Annotated in this window: 12 protein-coding genes and 4 tRNA genes; 12 read left to right on the plus strand and 4 right to left on the minus strand. The window is 62.7% G+C overall.

The annotated features are described in order from the left end of the window. Positions 1–42: 42 nt before the first annotated feature. Positions 43–1,593, minus strand: a complete 1,551-nt coding sequence (locus tag ACIOVF_RS20515; RefSeq protein WP_401292108.1) for an MDR family MFS transporter — start codon at positions 1,591–1,593, stop codon at positions 43–45. Next, positions 1,583–2,632 (minus strand): HlyD family secretion protein, encoded by a 1,050-nt coding sequence (locus ACIOVF_RS20520; RefSeq protein WP_045195134.1) that lies wholly within the window; start codon positions 2,630–2,632, stop codon positions 1,583–1,585. Before ACIOVF_RS20520 ends, ACIOVF_RS20515 begins: the two co-directional genes overlap by 11 nt. Positions 2,633–2,776: 144 nt before the next feature. On the opposite strand from ACIOVF_RS20520, the gene gltX reads away from it, so the two are divergent. The 10 genes from gltX (at position 2,777) to ACIOVF_RS20570 (ending at position 8,653) form a co-directional block, all read left to right on the plus strand. Then, a complete protein-coding gene (gltX, locus tag ACIOVF_RS20525; protein WP_045195132.1) occupies positions 2,777–4,258 on the plus strand; it encodes a glutamate--tRNA ligase in 1,482 nt (493 codons plus the stop codon). Positions 4,259–4,537: 279 nt separating this feature from the next. Then, positions 4,538–4,613 (plus strand) — tRNA-Ala (locus tag ACIOVF_RS20530). Between the two features lie 79 nt (positions 4,614–4,692). Then, positions 4,693–4,768 (plus strand) — tRNA-Glu (locus tag ACIOVF_RS20535). 53 nt (positions 4,769–4,821) lie between these two features. Then, a tRNA-Ala gene (locus ACIOVF_RS20540) sits at positions 4,822–4,897 on the plus strand. 44 nt (positions 4,898–4,941) lie between these two features. Further along, positions 4,942–5,017, plus strand: a tRNA-Glu gene (locus tag ACIOVF_RS20545). A gap of 178 nt (positions 5,018–5,195) precedes the next feature. Then, entirely contained in the window at positions 5,196–5,735 is a 540-nt protein-coding gene (locus ACIOVF_RS20550; protein WP_045195130.1) for a TetR/AcrR family transcriptional regulator, read from the plus strand. Positions 5,736–5,763: 28 nt separating this feature from the next. After that, positions 5,764–6,597: an alpha/beta fold hydrolase gene (locus ACIOVF_RS20555; protein ID WP_123567284.1), complete on the plus strand. Its 834-nt coding sequence runs from the start codon at positions 5,764–5,766 to the stop codon at positions 6,595–6,597. Positions 6,598–6,641: 44 nt separating this feature from the next. Then, positions 6,642–7,082, plus strand: coding sequence for a thioesterase family protein (locus ACIOVF_RS20560; RefSeq protein ID WP_045195126.1), 441 nt, complete (start codon positions 6,642–6,644; stop codon positions 7,080–7,082). Positions 7,083–7,131: 49 nt separating this feature from the next. Continuing rightward, the gene (locus ACIOVF_RS20565) at positions 7,132–8,091 is read left to right on the plus strand and encodes a tRNA dihydrouridine synthase (RefSeq protein WP_401292113.1); all 960 of its coding nucleotides are present in this window, start codon (positions 7,132–7,134) and stop codon (positions 8,089–8,091) included. 115 nt (positions 8,092–8,206) lie between these two features. Beyond that, positions 8,207–8,653, plus strand: coding sequence for an Hsp20 family protein (locus ACIOVF_RS20570; protein WP_045195122.1), 447 nt, complete (start codon positions 8,207–8,209; stop codon positions 8,651–8,653). A gap of 335 nt (positions 8,654–8,988) precedes the next feature. On the opposite strand, the gene ACIOVF_RS20575 is transcribed toward ACIOVF_RS20570, so the two are convergent. Together ACIOVF_RS20575 and ACIOVF_RS20580 are read right to left on the minus strand one after the other, a co-directional pair. Then, the gene (locus ACIOVF_RS20575; RefSeq protein ID WP_045195120.1) at positions 8,989–12,285 is read right to left on the minus strand and encodes a PAS domain S-box protein; all 3,297 of its coding nucleotides are present in this window, start codon (positions 12,283–12,285) and stop codon (positions 8,989–8,991) included. Between the two features lie 61 nt (positions 12,286–12,346). After that, positions 12,347–13,231 carry a LysR family transcriptional regulator gene (locus tag ACIOVF_RS20580; protein WP_093380610.1) on the minus strand — a complete coding sequence of 295 codons (885 nt, stop codon included), beginning with the start codon at positions 13,229–13,231 and terminating at the stop codon, positions 12,347–12,349. 130 nt (positions 13,232–13,361) lie between these two features. Between ACIOVF_RS20580 and leuC the strand changes: the two genes are divergently transcribed. After that, complete coding sequence (leuC, locus tag ACIOVF_RS20585) at positions 13,362–14,795, plus strand: 3-isopropylmalate dehydratase large subunit (RefSeq protein WP_045195116.1); 1,434 nt, start codon at positions 13,362–13,364, stop codon at positions 14,793–14,795. After that, positions 14,792–15,436: a 3-isopropylmalate dehydratase small subunit gene (gene leuD, locus ACIOVF_RS20590; RefSeq protein ID WP_045195114.1), complete on the plus strand. Its 645-nt coding sequence runs from the start codon at positions 14,792–14,794 to the stop codon at positions 15,434–15,436. The genes leuC and leuD overlap by 4 nt, the downstream gene beginning before the upstream one ends. Positions 15,437–15,445: the final 9 nt, after the last annotated feature.

Below are 15,445 nucleotides of genomic sequence, written 5' to 3' on the forward strand. Positions count from 1 at the left end.
CTGGCTTGCCAGCGATGGCCTGCAAAGCAGGCCCTAAACGGGTCAGTGCGCTTCCCCAGCCTTCAACCCCTGCGGCAATTTGCGCGTCATCACCACCGCCAGCATGCTGATCGCCAAGCCGATGCCGACAAAGTGGAAGGCATCGTTATAGGCCATGATCATCGCCTGCTGGTGGGTGATTTCACTTAGCTTGCCCAGCGCCGCCGCATCGCTGCCCAGTCGCTCTGCCAGTTGCGCCAGACGCTCCGCGACTTGCGGGTTGCTTGGCACGATCGACTCGCGCAGGTAATCGAAATACACCTTGGTACGTGCATCCAGCAAGGTCGCCAGCAAGGCGATGCCGATGGCGCCACCCAGGTTGCGCAAGATGTTGAACAGGCTCGAGGCCGAGCCGGCGTCCTGCGGCTGGATGTACGCGGTGGCAATCAGCGAGATGGTCACCATGATCATCGGTTGGCCGAGGGCGCGGATGATCTGGATATGGTTGAACTGCTCGCCGGCAAAGTCCGGGTTGAGCACCCCGGAGCCGAAACTGGCCAGGCCGAACAGGCCGAAACCCAGGGTGCAGAGGATCTTCGGTGAAATCACCTTCATCAGCTGCGGCACCAGCGGAATCAGGAACAGCTGCGGAATGCCCATCCACATGATCACTTCACCGATCTGCAGGGCGTTGTAGTTCTGGATCTGCGCCAGGTAAAGCGGCAGCAGGTAGATCGAACCGTACAAACCCACGCCCATGCCCAGGCTGGCAATGCTCGACAGGCCGAAGTTGCGGTTGCCAAGGATGCGCAGGTTGATCAGCGGGTTGGGTTTGGAAAACTGCAGGATCACGAAGGTGATCAGGCTGAGCAGGGCGATGCTGCCCAGGGTGACGATCAGGCTCGACTCCAGCCAGTCCTTGCGGTGGCCTTCCTCAAGAAACACCTGCAGGCAGCCAAGGCCGACGCCGAGCGTGACGATACCGGCATAGTCAGTGCTTTTCAGCAGTTCCCAATGGGCTTCTTTCTTCTCCAGGCCGTACAGCAAGCCGCCGATCATGATCAGCCCCGGCGGGATGTTGATGTAGAAGATGTACTCCCAGCCCCAGTTCTCGGTCAGCCAGCCACCCAGGGTCGGGCCGATCGAGGGGGCGAAGGTGGCGGTCATGGCGAACATGGCCATGCCCTTGGCCCGGTGGTGCTCGGGCAGCTTGATCAGGGTCAGGGTGAAGGCCAGGGGGATCAGCGCGCCGCCGGTAAAGCCCTGCATGGCGCGGAAGACGATCATGCTCTCCAGGTTCCAGGCCATGGAGCAGAGTAGCGATGAGGCCAGAAAGCCCAGCGACACCCACACCGCCAGGCGCCGCGCCGACAGCAGCTGCACCAGCCAGGCGGCGAGCGGGATCATGATGATCTCGGCCACCAGGTAGGAGGTGGAAATCCACGAGCCTTCCTCCAGGGTTGCCGACAGCGCGCCCTGGATGTCCTTGAGCGAGGAATTGGTGATCTGGATGTCCAGCACCGCCATGAAGGCGCCGAGCATCACGCTCATTACCGCGATCCAGTCGCGCCGGCTGGGTTCGCCAGCGGGACGGATCAACTGGTCACCGGCCATGGTCGGCGTTGTCGCGGATATCAACGGTGGCGGTTACCGACATGCCCGGGCGGATCTTGCCGTGCAGCGGGTTGTTGGCGGCGAAGGTCAGTTTTACCGGAATGCGCTGCACCACCTTGGTGAAATTGCCGGTGGCGTTGTCGGGCGGCAGCAGGCTGAACTGCGCGCCGGAGGCGGCGAACAGGCTGTCGACCCGCGCTTCGATCGGGGTGTCCGGGTAGCTGTCGAATAGCAGTTCAGCCTTTTGCCCGGGCTGCATGTGGCCGATCTGGGTTTCTTTGAAGTTGGCCTGAATCCAGATGTCTTCATCGGGGACGATCGACAGCAGGTAGGCGCCGGCCTGGACCACCTGGCCATTGCGCGCGGCGCGCTGGCCGATGATGCCGCTGATCGGCGCGTGGATTTCGCTGCGGGTCAGGTTCAGCTCGGCCTGGGCCAGGTCGGCGCGGGCGTTGACGATCTGCGCATCGAGGCGCTTGATCTCGGCGGCCAGGGCGTTGACCTGCTGGCGCTGGCCTTGCAGGTCGGCCTGGGCCTTGCTCACCTGGGAGCGGGCGACGTGGTTTTCGGCTGACAGTGTGGTGACCCGTTCTTCCGAGACAAAGCCCGGTTTGCGCAGGGCCTCGGCGCGGTTCAGGTCCAGTTGCGCACGGCCGAGGGTGGCCTGGTTGGCGGCAACCTGCGCTTTTCCTGCGGCAATCAGGCTGGCTTGTTGGGTGAGCCGGCTTTCGGCCTGCAGGCGTTCGGCTTCGCGGGTATCAAGGGCGGCGCGGGCGCGTTCAACGGCCAGGCGAAAATCTTCGGGCTCAAGGCGCACCAGCAGGTCGCCCTTGGCCACGTGCTGGTTGTCCTGTACCAGCACTTGATCGATGCGCGCGCTCAGCTGGCTGGAAACCCGGGTTATTTCGCCCTGCACGTAGGCGTTGTCGGTGCTTTCATAGAAGCGTCCCTTGAAGTACCAGTGGGCCAGGAAGGCGAGGGCAATCAGCAGGACAAGGGCAAGAAAAATCAGCAGGCGACGCTTGAGTTGGGCAGGCATGGGTACGATCGTTGTAAAAATGTAAGCAAATTTAACAGCGTTTGCAGCCGTGCTTACAAGTGCCGATCGCGCCCATTGCTGGAGCCCGGTGCCCGCTCCCTGTTAACATCCAGCCTTTGTTTCATCTCTAGTTCGAGACTGTCCATGACCACCGTTCGCACGCGTATCGCGCCTTCGCCTACTGGCGATCCCCACGTCGGCACCGCTTACATCGCCCTGTTCAACTACTGCTTTGCCAAGCAGCACGGCGGCGAGTTCATCCTGCGTATCGAAGATACCGACCAGCTGCGCTCGACCCGCGAGTCGGAACAGCAAATCTTCGACGCTCTGCGCTGGCTCGGCATCGAGTGGAGCGAAGGTCCGGACGTCGGCGGCCCGCATGGCCCTTACCGGCAGAGCGAGCGGGGCGATATCTACAAGCAGTACGCCCAGCAACTGGTCGACCTTGGCCACGCCTTCCCGTGCTTCTGCACCGCCGAAGAGCTCGACCAGATGCGTGCCGAGCAGATGGCCCGCGGCGAAACCCCGCGCTACGACGGTCGCGCCTTGCTGCTGTCGGCTGAAGAAGTGCAGCGCCGCCTGGCCGCTGGCGAGCCGCACGTGATCCGCATGAAGGTGCCGAGCGAAGGCGTCTGCGTGGTCCCGGACATGCTCCGTGGCGACGTCGAAATCCCGTGGGACCGCATGGACATGCAGGTGCTGATGAAGACCGACGGCCTGCCGACCTACTTCCTGGCCAACGTCGTCGATGACCACCTGATGGGCATCACCCACGTGCTGCGCGGTGAAGAATGGCTGCCGTCGGCGCCCAAGCTGATCAAGCTGTACGAGTACTTCGGCTGGGAACAACCGACCCTGTGCTACATGCCGCTGCTGCGTAACCCGGACAAGAGCAAGCTGTCCAAGCGCAAGAACCCGACCTCGGTGACCTTCTACGAGCGCATGGGCTTCATGCCCGAAGCCATGCTCAATTACCTGGGCCGCATGGGCTGGTCGATGCCGGACGAGCGCGAGAAGTTCTCCCTGGCCGAGATGGTCGAGCACTTCGACCTGTCGCGGGTGTCCCTCGGCGGGCCGATCTTCGACATCGAGAAGCTGTCGTGGCTCAATGGCCAGTGGCTGCGCGAACTGCCGGTAGAGGAATTCGCTGCGCGCCTGCAGAAATGGGCGTTCAACAGCGACTACATGATGCAGATCGCGCCGCACGTGCAGGGCAGGGTAGAGACCTTCAGCCAGGTCGTGCCGCTGGGCGGCTTCTTCTTTGAAGGTGCGCTCAAGCTCGACGCCAAGCTGTTCGAAAGCAAAAAGCTCTCGGCCGACCAGGTACGCCAGGTGATCCAGCTGATCCTGTGGAAGCTCGAAAGCCTGCGCCAGTGGGAAAAAGAGCGGATCACCGCTTGCATCCAGGCGGTGGTCGAAGCCCTGGAGCTGAAGCTGCGTGATGCCATGCCGCTGATGTTTGCCGCCATCACCGGCCAGGCCAGCTCGGTTTCGGTGCTCGATGCCATGGAAATCCTCGGCCCGGACCTGACCCGCTACCGCCTGCGCCAGGCTCTGGACCTGCTCGGTGGTGTGTCGAAGAAAGAAAACAAAGAGTGGGAAAAGCTCCTGGGCACCATCGCCTGATTGCCTGACCTTGGTAAAACTTCGCGGGGCAAGCCCGCTCCTACCTGTTCAGTAGGCGCGGGCTTGCCCCGCGAAGAAGCCCGCAACCCCTGTAAAACCGGGGTGTTTCATCCGCTCGGGCGGTAAGTGTTTGTTATCTCGGAAATTTTTTTTGAATTTTGTTGAAAATATATTTGACAGGTTCGCCATCCGATCTTAATATGCGCCCCGTCCACAGCGATGAACGAAAACGAAACGCGAAGCACCCAGCCAAGCGATTCAAGTTCAAAGCGACATTGTGGGGCTATAGCTCAGCTGGGAGAGCGCCTGCATGGCATGCAGGAGGTCAGCGGTTCGATCCCGCTTAGCTCCACCAAATTCCGATTCGCAGTCAGCTAGACTGACTGCGGAATCAACCGGGTTCCAGCGACCGGGTTGGTAAGGTAAGAAGGTTCGTCCCCTTCGTCTAGTGGCCTAGGACACCGCCCTTTCACGGCGGTAACAGGGGTTCGAGTCCCCTAGGGGACGCCAGTTTTACACAAGCGACATCGAAAGAAGTCGCTGGGCCGCGAGGCTAGAAATCTGGGGCTATAGCTCAGCTGGGAGAGCGCCTGCATGGCATGCAGGAGGTCAGCGGTTCGATCCCGCTTAGCTCCACCAATTTTGCCAGGATTCGTGAAAACGGATCTGCACGAAGGTTACAAGTCCCCTTCGTCTAGTGGCCTAGGACACCGCCCTTTCACGGCGGTAACAGGGGTTCGAGTCCCCTAGGGGACGCCATTTTACCCACTTTGTGGGATTTCAAGGCTCATTCGATTATTGAATGAGCCTTTTGTTTTTGTCTTGAAAAAACTTCTCCTCACGCCTTTCTTGCCTGACGCGACCAGCGGCAGCAATTTCTGCTTGCTAAAAAATATGATGAGAATAATATTCTAACCATAATATTTTGGAGGCGAGCATGAACGACAAAAAGGCCAAGACCCGCGAACGGATTCTCGATGCTGCCTGCAGTGCGCTGATCCAGCATGGCCCCGCCGAGCCGAGCGTCAATCAGGTGATGGGCGCCGCCGGCCTGACCGTCGGTGGCTTCTACGCCCATTTCGACAGCAAGGACGCGTTGATGCTCGAAGCCTTTCGCCAGTTGCTGGGCGAGCGTCGGGCGCTGCTCGCCGAAGTCGACCCGAACATGAGCGGCGAGGAGCGCCGGGCTCTGGTTGCCGCCTTCTACCTGTCGCGCAAGCACCGCGACGCCACCGAGCGTGCCTGCCCGCTGCCCACCTCGCTGGGCGAAATGGCGCGCCTTCCGGAAGCCTTCCGCGAAGTGCTGGCCGAACACATTGAACTGATGATGGCCAACCTCGCCGACAGCCCGGAAGAGGCCGACAAGGTGCTCGCCGACATGGCCCTGATGATTGGTGGCCTGGCCCTGGCCCGGGCCCTGGGCACTGACGAGCTGTCTGACCGCATCCTGCGCGCCGCCAAGTCGGCGGTTGTCTGAACTACGCGATATCCACCGGAGTGAAGCGATGAATACCTTGAGCTGGATTCGTAGCGTTAACGGCACCCTCGGGCATCTGGCGCCGGAACATATCGCACGCAAGATGCGCCGTGCCTTCATGACCCCGCGCAACCGGCCGCCGCGAGACTGGGAGCTGCCGCTGCTGGCCCGCGCCGAGCGCATCACCTTGCGTTTCGGCCTCTCGGCACTGCGCTGGGGCCAGGGCCCGACCGTGCTGCTGATGCACGGCTGGGAAGGGCGCCCGACCCAGTTCGCCCACCTGATCGACAGCCTGGTCGACGCCGGTTACACCGCCGTGGCCCTGGAAGGCCCGGCCCATGGCCGCTCGCCGGGCAACGAAGCTAACGTGGTGCTGTTCGCCCGTGCCTTGCTGGAAGCCGCCGCCGAACTGCCGCCGCTCAAGGCCGTGGTTGGCCATTCCATGGGCGGCGCCAGCATGCTCCTGGCGTTGCAGTGGGGGCTGCGCGCCGAAGTGGCGGTGAGCATCGCCGCGCCGGCGCAGTTGCTTGGCGTGATCCGCGGTTTCGCTCGTCACCTGGGCATGCCGGCGCGGGCGCGGGCGGCGTTCATTCGCCAGATTGAGCGCGATGTCGGCGTGCAGATTTCTCGCCTGGATGTCAGCGGCTACCAACTGGAGCTGCCCGGCTTGATCGTGCATGCCGAGGACGACCAGTTGGTACCGGTAGACGAGTCCGACGCCATCCACCGCGCCTGGTTCGACAGCCGCCTGCTGCGCCTGCCCGACGGTGGTCACCTGCGGGTGCTGGCTGACCCACAAGTGCGCGAAGGGGTGCTGGCGCTGCTGCAGCGCAGCAGTTCACCGGCCCGGCAATCGGCCTGAGCATCCGGTACACTCTGCCCGTTAACCACGGATCTGGAGCGGGCATGAGTTGGGACCTGGCAACACCGTTCATCATCGACCTGCGGGTCGCTGCCGACGACATCGACGGCCTCGGCCACGCCAACAACGCGGTCTACGTCACCTGGCTCGAGCGCTGCGCCTGGCGCCACTCCCAGCGCCTGGGGCTGGACCTGGCCGAATACCGGCGCCTGGACCGGGCCATGGCGGTGGTCCGCCACGAAATCGACTACCTGGCCGCTGCCTACGAAGACGACGAGCTGCAACTGGCAACCTGGATCGTCGACTGGGACCAGCGGCTGAAAATGACCCGGCGCTTCCAGCTGGTCCGCCCCAGCGACGGCACCACCTTGCTGCGTGCGCAAACCACCTTCGTCTGCATCGAGTTATCCACAGGGCGACCCAAGCGCATGCCGGCCGAGTTTATCGACGGCTATGGCCCGGCGCTGATGGCCGGAGCGCTGTAAGCCGCGGATTTTGCTAGACTGCCGGCCTTTTCCAGCCGAGATGCAACCCATGCAAATTGCCCTGGCCCCGATGGAGGGGCTGGTCGACGATATTCTTCGCGACGTACTGACCCAGGTGGGCGGCATCGACTGGTGTGTCACCGAGTTCATTCGGGTCTGCGACCGCCTGCTGCCGGCGGCGACCTTCGAAAAGCTCGCGCCGGAGCTGAGCCAGGGCGCCCGCACTGCGGCCGGGGTGCCGTTGCGGGTGCAATTGCTCGGTTCCGACCCGGTGTGCCTGGCCGAGAACGCAGTGCTGGCCTGTGAGCTGGGCGCGCCGGTGATCGACCTCAATTTTGGCTGCCCGGCCAAGACCGTCAACAAGTCGCGGGGCGGGGCGGTGCTGCTCAAGGAGCCGGAACTGCTGCACGCGATCTTGCGTGAAGTGCGTCGCGCGGTGCCTGCGCATATCCCGGTCACGGCCAAGATGCGCCTGGGTTTCGACAGCCCCGACGGCGCCCTGGACTGTGCCCGGGCCCTGGCCGAAGGCGGCGCCGAGCAGTTGGTGGTGCACGCGCGGACCAAAGTTGACGGCTACAAGCCGCCGGCCCATTGGGAGTGGGTGGCGCGGGTGCAAGAGGTGGTCAAGGTGCCGGTGTATGCCAACGGCGAGGTCTGGACCCTGGAAGACTGGCGGCGCTGCCGCGAAGTCAGTGGCGTTGAAGACATCATGCTGGGGCGTGGCCTGGTTTCGCGCCCGGACCTGGCCCGGCAGATTGCCGCCGAACGCGATGGCGTCGAGTTCGTGCCCATGGACTGGCAGAGCTTGCTGCCGCTGATCCAGGACTTCTGGGGCCAGGCCCGCGCGCAGATGACCCCGCGCCAGGCGCCGGGGCGTCTCAAGCAATGGGTGGCGATGCTGACCCGCACCTACCCCGAAGCGGTGGCGCTGTTCACCGAATTGCGTCGGGAAACCGACTGCAATCGGGTCGGGCAGTTGATTGGTGTACCGGTCAGCGAGGCGGCCTGAAAAATTTTTTGCAGGGTTGCTTGAAAAGCAGGCGAGGGTCCTTATCTAGGGAGTACGCGATGCCGAAGTCGGGTCGCGTTACTACACAACCTCGCTGATTTTCAGGAGATGCATCATGACTACTGCTTTTTCTCTGGCTCCACTGTTCCGTCATTCCGTAGGTTTCGACCGTTTCAATGACCTGTTCGAGTCTGCGGCGCGTAATGAGGCGGGTAGCAGCTACCCTCCCTACAACGTTGAAAAACATGGCGATGACCATTATCGAATCGTCGTTGCTGCGGCCGGTTTCCAGGAGCAGGATCTGGACCTGCAGGTGGAAAAAGGCGTCTTGACCGTGACTGGCGGCAAGCGTGACAGCAACGCTGATAGCGTTACCTATCTGCATCAGGGCATCGCCCAACGGGCGTTCAAGTTGTCGTTCCGGCTGGCTGACCATATCGAGGTCAAGGCGGCTGGTCTGGCGAACGGGCTGCTGAGCATTGATCTGCTGAGGATTGTGCCGGAAGAGGCCAAGGCCAAGCGGATTCCTATCAATGGTGAGAGCAAGCCTGCTCTGAATTGATTGTTTGATGTGAATGAGGGCACCTTCGGGTGCCCTTTTTGTCTTTGGTGATTATCCATTGGCGAGGGTGCTGCCGAGGCACCTTTCCGCCCTTACGGCGGCTTACTTTTTTCAGTCGAAAAAAAAGTAAGCAAAAATTCTCGCCCCACCAGTGGGCCCTACGCTGCGCTTCGGGTTCCCTCGCTCCGGTGTCGCTACGGCCCTTCTGGTTAACGGGGCCGGCAGATCAAGAGCACGATTCGAGTTGCTTTTGTGGGAGCGGGCTTGACCCGCGATGCGATGTGGCGGGCGGGACGATATCGCGGAGCTAGCCCGCTTCTACATTTTCGAAAGCTTCAGTAGCCCGCCGGCGCTTCAAGCAACATCGCCCGAAACTCCCCCAGCGGCAACGGCCGGCTATGCAGGTAGCCCTGGTACAGGTGGCAGCCCAGCCGCTCAAGAAACTCCAGTTGCTCCGACAGTTCCACCCCTTCGGCAATCACCGCCAGGTCCAGGCTGCGGGCCATGGCGACGATGGCGCGGACGATTTCGGCGTCGTTAGGGTCGATCGGGGCGTCGCGGACGAAGGACTGGTCGATCTTCAGGGCATCCACCGGCAGGCGCTTGAGGTAGGTCAGCGAGGAGTAGCCGGTGCCGAAATCATCCATGGCAAAACTCACGCCAAAGGCCTTGAGCTCGCGCATTTTGCTGATGGTGTCTTCGAGGTTCTGGATGACGATGCCTTCGGTGATTTCCAGCTTGAGGATCTTGTGCGGCAGGCGGTAGTCGTCAAGGCTGCGCATTACCCGTTCGACGAAGTCGTTCTGGCGGAACTGGCGCGGGCTGATGTTCACGCACAGGCTGAAGTCGTCGGGGTCGATCAGGCCGTCGCGCAGCATACCGGCGCAGGCGTCGCAAGCTTCGTCGAGGATCCAGCTGCCAACTTCGAGGATCAGCCCGCTTTCTTCCAGTACCTGGATGAACTGCGCCGGCGGCTGCTGGCCCAGTTGCGGGTGGTGCCAGCGCAACAGCACTTCGGCGCCGACGATGCGGTTGTCGCGGGCGTCGACCTGGGGCTGGAAGTGCAGGGCCAGTTCGCCGCGGGCCAGGGCCAGGCGCAGGTCGTTCTCCATGCGCAGGCGCTCGCTGGCGGCCTTCTGCATGGTGGTGTGGAACATTTGCGTGGTGTTGCGCCCGGAGTCCTTGGCCCGGTACAGGGCGATGTCCGCACGCTTGAGCAAATCGGCCGGGGTCGAGCCGTGGTCGGGGATCAGCGCCACGCCGATGCTCGGCGTCACCTGCAGGCGCTGGCCGTCCAGCGACATTGGCTCGGCCAGCAGTTCGCGCAGGGTGTCGGCCAGTTCGCGGACTTTTTCCGTGACTTCCTCGCGGCTGCCTTCCAGGCCGCTGAGCAGCACCACGAACTCGTCACCGCCCAGGCGCGCGACGGTGTCTTCCAGGCGCACGCTGGCTTCCAGGCGCGCGGTGATGATCTTCAGCACCGTGTCGCCGACCGGATGGCCGAGCGAATCGTTGATGTGCTTGAAGTGGTCGAGGTCGAGAAACAGCAGGGCGCCACGCAGGTTGTGGCGCTTGAGCAGGGCGATCTGCTGGCTCAGACGGTCCATCAACAGGGCGCGGTTGGGCAGGTTGGTCAGCGGGTCGTGGTAGGCCAGGTGGCGGATCTGCGCCTGGGCATTCTTCAACTGGCTGACGTCGCGGGCGGTGAGCAGCAGGCACTCGGTTTCGTTGAGGTTGATCGGCTCGATCGAAACCTCGACGGTGAGGATGTCGCCACGCTTGTTGCGCCCGAGCATTTCCCGGTGATGCACGCGGCCTTTGTCGTGGAATTCGTTGAGCAGCGCGGCGCGCTGTTTGTCGTCAGCCCAGATGCCGATGTCGTGCACAGTCTGGCCGATCACTTCAGCGGCGCTGTAGCCAGTCAGGCGGCAGAAACCGTCGTTGACCTCCAGGTAGCGGCCGCTGTCGCGTTCGGTGATGGTGATGGCGTCGGGGCTTGAATGGAAGGCCTTGGCGAATTTCTCTTCGCTGGCCTTGAGCGCCGCTTCGGCGCGCTGCTGCTGGGTGATGTCGCGCAGGGTGGTGACGCTGCAGGGCTGGTTGTCGACCTTGATCAGGCGGCTGGAAATCACGCAGGTCAGCGGCTGCCCGTCCTTGTGGTTGACCACCACGGCGACGTTGTTCAAGGCCTGGTCGCGGATCACCCGTTCGATGCGCCGGGCGCGTTCGGCCGACTCGGCCCACAGGCCGATCTGTTCGGCGGTGTTGCCCAGTACCTGTTCGGCGTTCCAGCCAAACACCTGGGTAAAGGCCGGGTTGATCTCGATGAACTGGCCGCTGTCCTGGCGGGTCACGCAGATCGGGTCGGGGCTGGCCTGGAACAGGCTGGCGAACTTTTCTTCGGAACTGGTCAGGCGCTGCTCGCGCTCCACTTGTTCGGTGATGTCCAGCAAGGTGCCGGCCATGCGCAGCGGGTTGCCCTGTTCATCGCGGTACAGGCGCGCGCGGCTTTCAATGAAGCGCGAGCTGCCGTCTTCCATCTGGATGCGGTAGGTGATCTGGTAATTGCCGGCCGGACCTTCGCGCAGGCTGCGGTAGGCCTGGCGCATGCTGCTGCGTTCCATTTCCGGCACGCCTTCGAAAAACGACTCGAAGGATTCGTGAAACGGCACCGGCTCAAGGCCGTGCAGTTCGGCGGCGCGGGCCGAGCCATAGAGCATGCCGCTGGGGATGTGCCAGTCCCAGGTGCCCAGTTGTGCCGAGTCCAGGGCCAGGTCCAGGCGTTCCTGGCTGTCCTTGAGCGCTTGTTCGGCGCGTTTGCGCTCGCTGGTGTCGACGAAGGTGCTGAGCAGGTAGGCGGTGCCTTCCAGGTCGATGTTCTGGGTACAGAGCAGGCCGTCGTGAACTTCGCCGCTGCTGCCGCGAAACTGCACTTCGAGGGTCACCGGGCCGCTGGTGCCGCTGGTCGCCGCCAGCACCTGCAGGCGCTGCTGTGGATGCACCCACAGGCCAAGTTCGAGGGTGCTCTTGTTGATGATCTGGTGGCCCGGCCAGCCGAGGATGTTTTCGAAGTGCTGATTGACCTCGTAGATCATGCCGTCGGCGCGGCGGGTCAGGAGGATGACATTGGGGCTCAGGTGGAAGAGCGTGGCAAAGCGCTTTTCCGAGTTGATCAGCGCCGCTTCCCGTTCACGCTGGCGGGTAATTTCGCGAATCACCCCGACCATCTGTCGCCGGCCGTTGCGGTCCTTGGTCATGCTGCCGTTGATTTCCAGCCAGTGCAGGCTGCCGTCAGGCCAGCGGATGCGATGGCGCAGGGCTTGCTCGACCGGCTCGCCGTTGACCACCGCATGAAAGGCCTGCAGGGCGCGGGCGCGGTCTTCCATGGGCACCAGTTCCAGGTAGTCCAGGTCATTGGGCAGCGGCTGGTGCGGGTCAAAGCCGAACAGCGCCTGGGTGCCGCGCGACCAGCTGATCTGCCCGGTCTCGACATCCCAGAACCAGGCACCCAGGCGCGCACCGTTAAGCGCCGCCAACAGTTGCGGGGCGTTTTCCCAGGTTTGCTCCGATTCCTGGGGGTCCGCTGCATGAATTCGGGGCATGCGCGGAAAACGGTTTGCTGATTTGGGCATCGATACCAGACCTTTGGCAGATAACGCGTCCTTGAGCGGGCGGGTGTGCCCGGGTACTACCTCAGTGGTTCAAGGGGCTTGCATGGCTGTCGAGCAATGCCATAAAGGCCCTGGCGGCATTCGATAACGTTCGTTCGGTGTGCAGAATGTAGCCTAGCTGGCGCGACAGCTGTATGCCCGGCAAGGCGATGGGCGCAACCTGCTCGTCGAGCATAGTACGCGGCAGCACGCTCCATGCCAGGCCGATGGAGACCATCATCTTGATGGTTTCCAGATAGTTGGTGCTCATGGCGATGTTCGGCGTCAGGCCCTGGGCTTCGAACAGGCGCTGGACGATATGGTGTGTGAAAGTGTTACCACCGGGGAACACCGCCGGATGGTGGGCAATGTCGGCCAGGCTGACCGCGCCTTTGCGTGCCAGCGGGTGCTCTGGGGCGGCGACGAAGTCCAGCGGATCGTCCCATACCGGCACGGCACGCACCAGATGGTGCGGCTCCGGGGCCAGGGTGATGACGGCGATCTCTGCGCGGCCATGGAGGATTTCTTCGTAGGCAACTTCCGAATCGAGAAACTGGATATCCAGCGCCACCGCCGGGTACTGGCGGGTAAAGGCTCGCAGCAGCGGCGGCAGGCGGTGCAGGCCGATGTGATGGCTGGTGGCCAGGGTCAGGCGCCCGCTGACTTCCCCGGTGAGGTTGGTCAGCGCCCGGCGGGTGTCGTCCAGCACATTGAGGATCTGGTAGGCGCGCGGCAGCAGGGCGCGTCCGGCCTCGGTCAGGTTGACCTCGCGGCCGAGGCGGTCGAACAGGCGCACATCCAGTTGCTGCTCAAGGCCGGCGATGCGTTTGCTGATTGCCGGCTGGGTCAGGTGCAGGCGCTCGCCGGCCCCGGAGAAACTGCCAGTCTCGGCAATCGCGATAAAGGCATTGAGGTTGGCCAGGTCCACTACTCAGATTCCTTTTGGTTATCCAAAGCATAAAAATTATGAATTTGAGTTATTCAATCTACCGGCATAGCATCGTCCGTACAAGCCAAGGGGTTATTGGCATAGAAAGACGCTGATGAGGAACAGTCTGATGGCCGGCAAAACGCTTTACGACAAGCTCTGGGATTCGCATTTGGTCAAGCAGCGCGACGATGGTTCGGCGCTGATCTATATCGACCGTCACATCATTCACGAAGTGACGTCGCCGCAAGCCTTCGAAGGCCTGCGCCTGGCCAATCGCAAACCCTGGCGCATCGATGCCAACATCGCCACGCCTGATCACAACGTGCCGACCACCCCGGAGCGCAAGGGCGGTATCGACGCCATTGTCGACCAGGTCTCGCGTTTGCAGGTTCAGACCCTCGATGAAAACTGCGACGAGTATGGCATCGTCGAATTCAAGATGAATGACGTGCGTCAGGGCATCGTCCACGTCATCGGCCCGGAGCAGGGTGCGACCTTGCCGGGCATGACCGTGGTCTGCGGCGACTCGCACACCTCGACCCACGGTGCCTTCGGCGCCCTGGCCCACGGTATCGGTACGTCCGAGGTCGAGCACGTGCTCGCTACCCAGTGCCTGGTGGCCAAGAAGATGAAGAACATGCTGGTGCGCGTCGAAGGCACATTGCCGTTCGGCGTCACCGCCAAGGACATCGTCCTCGCCGTGATCGGCAAGATCGGCACCGCCGGCGGCAACGGCCATGCCATGGAATTCGCCGGCAGTGCGATTCGCGAGTTGTCGGTCGAAGGGCGCATGACCATCTGCAACATGTCCATCGAAGCCGGCGCCCGGGTAGGTCTGGTGGCCACCGATGAAAAAACCGTCGAGTACGTCAAGGGCCGCCCCTATGCACCCAAGGGCGAGCAGTGGGCGCAAGCGGTCGAAGCCTGGAAAGACCTGGTCTCCGACGCCGATGCGGTGTTTGACACGGTGATCGAGCTGGACGCTGCGCAGATCAAGCCGCAGGTCAGCTGGGGCACCTCGCCGGAGATGGTCCTGGCCGTCGACCAGCGCGTACCGGACCCGGCTGCCGAGGCCGATCTGGTCAAGCGTGGCTCGATCGAGCGGGCGTTGAAGTACATGGGCTTGAATGCCAACCAGGCGATCACCGACATCCAGCTCGACCGGGTGTTTATCGGCTCTTGCACCAACTCGCGCATCGAAGACCTGCGCGCCGCCGCCGAGATCGCCAAGGGCCGCAAGGTGGCCGCGACCATCAAGCAGGCGATCGTGGTGCCGGGCTCGGGCCTGGTCAAAGCCCAGGCCGAGAAAGAAGGCCTGGACAAGATTTTCCTCGAAGCGGGCTTTGAGTGGCGTGAACCAGGTTGCTCGATGTGCCTGGCGATGAACCCCGACCGCCTGGAGAGTGGTGAGCATTGTGCCTCGACCTCCAACCGCAACTTTGAAGGGCGTCAGGGCGCCGGTGGCCGTACCCATCTGGTGAGCCCGGCCATGGCCGCCGCCGCCGCCGTTACCGGCCGTTTTGTCGATGTACGCGAGTTGATCCAAGGGAGCGCAGCATGAAAGCCTTTACCCAGCACACCGGCCTTGTCGCGCCATTGGACCGTGCCAACGTCGACACCGACCAGATCATTCCCAAGCAGTTCCTGAAGTCGATCAAGCGCACCGGCTTTGGCCCCAACCTGTTCGATGAATGGCGTTACCTGGATGTCGGCCAGCCGTACCAGGACAACAGCAAGCGCCCGCAGAACCCGGATTTCGTGCTCAACCACGCGCGTTATCAAGGTGCCAGCGTGTTGCTCGCCCGCGAGAACTTCGGTTGCGGCTCGAGCCGTGAACATGCGCCGTGGGCGCTGGAAGAGTACGGCTTTCGCAGCATCATCGCGCCGAGCTATGCCGACATCTTCTTCAACAACAGCTTCAAGAACGGCTTGCTGCCGATCATCCTCAGCGATGAGGAAGTCGACGAGCTGTTCAAGCAGGTTGAAGCCGATCCGGGTTACCAGTTGAGCATCGACTTGCAGGCTCAGACCGTGACCCGCCCGGACGGCAAGGTGCTGACCTTCGAGATCGATGCATTTCGCAAGCACTGCCTGCTCAACGGCCTGGATGACATCGGCCTGACCTTGCAGGATGGCGATGCGATTGCCGCCTTTGAAGCCAAGCACCGGGCCAGCCAGCCCTGGTTGTTTCGTGACGCTTGATTGATGCCA

The sequence above is a fragment of the Pseudomonas sp. NPDC087612 genome (genome assembly GCF_044743505.1).
Classification (GTDB): Bacteria; Pseudomonadota; Gammaproteobacteria; order Pseudomonadales; family Pseudomonadaceae; genus Aquipseudomonas.